The sequence below is a fragment of the Burkholderia sp. Bp8963 genome, from assembly GCF_003854275.1.
Taxonomy (GTDB): domain Bacteria; phylum Pseudomonadota; class Gammaproteobacteria; order Burkholderiales; family Burkholderiaceae; genus Burkholderia.
This window is the reverse complement of the sequence record NZ_QTQP01000122.1, coordinates 1-2,397: the sequence shown is the minus strand read 5'-3', so window position 1 is coordinate 2,397 and position 2,397 is coordinate 1. Positions and strand designations below refer to the sequence as shown.

3 protein-coding genes and 1 pseudogene are annotated in these 2,397 nt (G+C 58.3%); 1 reads left to right on the top strand and 3 read right to left on the bottom strand.

All coding sequences use genetic code 11. The features are described from left to right. Nucleotides 1–154: 154 nt before the first annotated feature. Together DID96_RS37530 and DID96_RS37525 are read right to left on the bottom strand one after the other, a co-directional pair. Nucleotides 155–493: a P-II family nitrogen regulator gene (locus DID96_RS37530; RefSeq protein WP_124604334.1), complete on the bottom strand. Its 339-nt coding sequence runs from the start codon at nucleotides 491–493 to the stop codon at nucleotides 155–157. Nucleotides 494–1,323: 830 nt separating this feature from the next. Continuing rightward, on the bottom strand, nucleotides 1,324–1,623 hold the full coding sequence (locus DID96_RS37525) for a hypothetical protein (RefSeq protein WP_185732500.1): 300 nt from the start codon (nucleotides 1,621–1,623) through the stop codon (nucleotides 1,324–1,326). 30 nt (nucleotides 1,624–1,653) lie between these two features. Here DID96_RS37525 and DID96_RS37520 point away from each other — a divergent pair, with 30 nt between their 5' ends. Next, nucleotides 1,654–2,013, top strand: coding sequence for a type II toxin-antitoxin system HicB family antitoxin (locus DID96_RS37520; RefSeq protein WP_124604330.1), 360 nt, complete (start codon nucleotides 1,654–1,656; stop codon nucleotides 2,011–2,013). Nucleotides 2,014–2,157: 144 nt separating this feature from the next. Here the strand turns inward: DID96_RS37520 and DID96_RS37515 are convergent. After that, nucleotides 2,158–2,314 (bottom strand): annotated as a pseudogene (locus DID96_RS37515) (type II 3-dehydroquinate dehydratase); the annotation flags it as partial. Nucleotides 2,315–2,397 lie beyond the last annotated feature (83 nt).

The window sequence follows — 2,397 nt, the reverse complement described above, 5'->3', positions numbered from 1 at the left end:
GGTGCCGATGCGGCAGGCGCGGAAGCAGCCGCGGCCGATGCCGCGTCGTCCGCGAGCGCGGGGCCAACGCCGGCCGCGATCAGCGAGCCGGCCATCAGCAGGGACATCAGAAGTTTGCGCATCTTGGGTTTCCTCTTGTCGCTCGTCTTGTCTGTTACAGCGCGTCTGCACCGGTCTCCCCGGTACGGATCCGGATCGCCGTCTCGATCGGTGTGACGAAGATCTTGCCGTCGCCGATCTTGCCTGTATGCGCCGCGCGCTCGATCGCCTCAACCGCCTGGTCGACGAGGTCGTCGGAAACGGCCGCCTCAATCTTTACCTTCGGCAGAAAATCGACCGCGTATTCGGCGCCACGATACAGTTCGGTGTGCCCCTTCTGGCGCCCGAACCCCTTCACCTCCGTCACCGTGATGCCAGAGACGCCAAGGGCGGACAGCGCCTCGCGCGTATCCTCGAGCTTGAACGGTTTGATGATTGCACTTATCAATTTCATTTAGGCTCCTCTTTCATTTCCCCAACACACGTTGATGCTTATCGGACTCTTCGACAAGGAGAGCAACTGTCATGCCAGTCGAGGCATTGCGCGCGCGGCAAGCACAGGAAATGGCTGCTTGCCCGTCGTTGGTCGTTCTGTCGAACGTTGCGCCGGGCGCAGCTAGTTCAGAGAAACTTCATTGCCGGAGTCGATCCGAGGGGCGGTTTTGAGGAAATAAATTTCCAGTGCTTATTTTTTGACAAGCCAACCTGTATGCACCATGGTCACGCACGTTTTTCTGGTTACTGACCCAACTGCGTGCATCCGTGCTCAGCGAAGGCCACTGCCATTATTACAATTCTTGTTCGACAACCTTTCCGAATCAATTTTCCGCACATCTTCGTGACGGCGTCATCGCAAGCGCTGTTGCTCCTCGTCAGCAGCTCATGTACGGTGAGAGCTATATAGTCAGACAATGAGCAGGCGCATCCAAATCGGCCTGCCAAAATGCGGCAGACGGAAATCGCACTGCGTGCAGACACTTGACGCACATCCGCCGTCTGATATCGAGTTAACGGGATCGCAGATCTGCGACCTTGTCCGTCTCCACACGCCCTGGAACGAGTCCTCGGCATAACATCGCAGGGGAATTCCAGGATCGAGAGTATTCGTCAGCAAAGCATGGATCTGCGCAAATCTGAGCATTGCGTTTAATAACGGGCGCTATATCCTATATTATTTTTTATCGGAAAAGACGCTTTTCAATTGGCGATGCGGCAGTGCTGCTGGGCGTGACGGTTGTTGAGGTTGATAGATTATGCTATCAGACGCGATTAAATGCGCTGGCGCTACCATTCAGAGGCGTTTTTACAGTAGCAATAGTCCGATATGGTTAAAAGTTGCATGGTGCCCGTGCGACGAATGGATGTGCCAGCGGATCCAGGGTCCCCCACCTTGAAGACCGCCACGACTTCACTCAGGTCCTGCGCATGTTGAGCCATCGACTGCACCGCCGCGGAGGCATCTTCGACCAGCGCGGCAGTCTGGTGGGTCACCTCATCCATCTGGGTGACTGCCATATTGACCTGCTCGACGCTGGCGCTCTGCCCTTCTGATGCCGCTGCAATTTCGCTCATGATGTTCGTCACGCGCTGTGCCGTCGAAATGGGAATCAAGCCATGACCAACGCCATGACCTACAAGGGATACTTCGCCCGCATCGACTTCGACGGGCGCGACAATATCTTCGTCGGCCACGTGCTCGGCGTCGACGACAAGATCAGCTTTCACGGCTCAACCGTCGACGAGCTCACGACCGATTTTCACGCGGCCGTCGATCACTACCTGGCCGATTGCGAGCAGGCCGGCCGCAAACCGCAAAAGCCGGCGTCAGGGAAACTCATGCTCCGCATTGACCCAGCCGTACACGCGAGCGTTGGCATCGCGGCCGCAGTTTCCGGCGAAAGCGTGAACCAATGGTCGGAAGAGGTGCTCGGCCGCGCGGCGCGTGAAGTGTTGGAGCGTGCCGCGCACGCCTGATTGCGGCACAGCACGAAACGAAAGGGCCGCCGCGTGTTCCCACGCCGACGGCCTTTGTCTTTCCCCCCCTCCATCTGACGGAGCATGGGGTTCATCGACAGCGTCCTCGCCAATCGTGTAGCGCGCAGTTGATTCACTTCTGTCGATCGCCGAGACAGCGGCTCCAAGAGCGAGCAGATAGCTGTCGATGCCGAACCCGGCGATCTGTCCGCTGACGATGTCGGCGAATACCGAGCGATGCCGAAACGGTTCGCGCGTGGATGTTCGACATGTGCAGTTCGACGACCGGGCACGTCAGGATCTGCTTCATTCGCGCCTCCACAGTGCCTTCAGTCGAGCGGTACGGTGAGCCGGTCGATCACCGGGCCGGTTCGCGGACGTACG

Coding starts and splice junctions, on each gene's coding strand:
- DID96_RS37530 (WP_124604334.1), bottom strand. CDS start 493: ATGAAATTGATAAGTGCAATCATCAAACCGTTCAAGCTCGAGGATACG.
- DID96_RS37520 (WP_124604330.1), top strand. CDS start 1,654: ATGACCAACGCCATGACCTACAAGGGATACTTCGCCCGCATCGACTTC.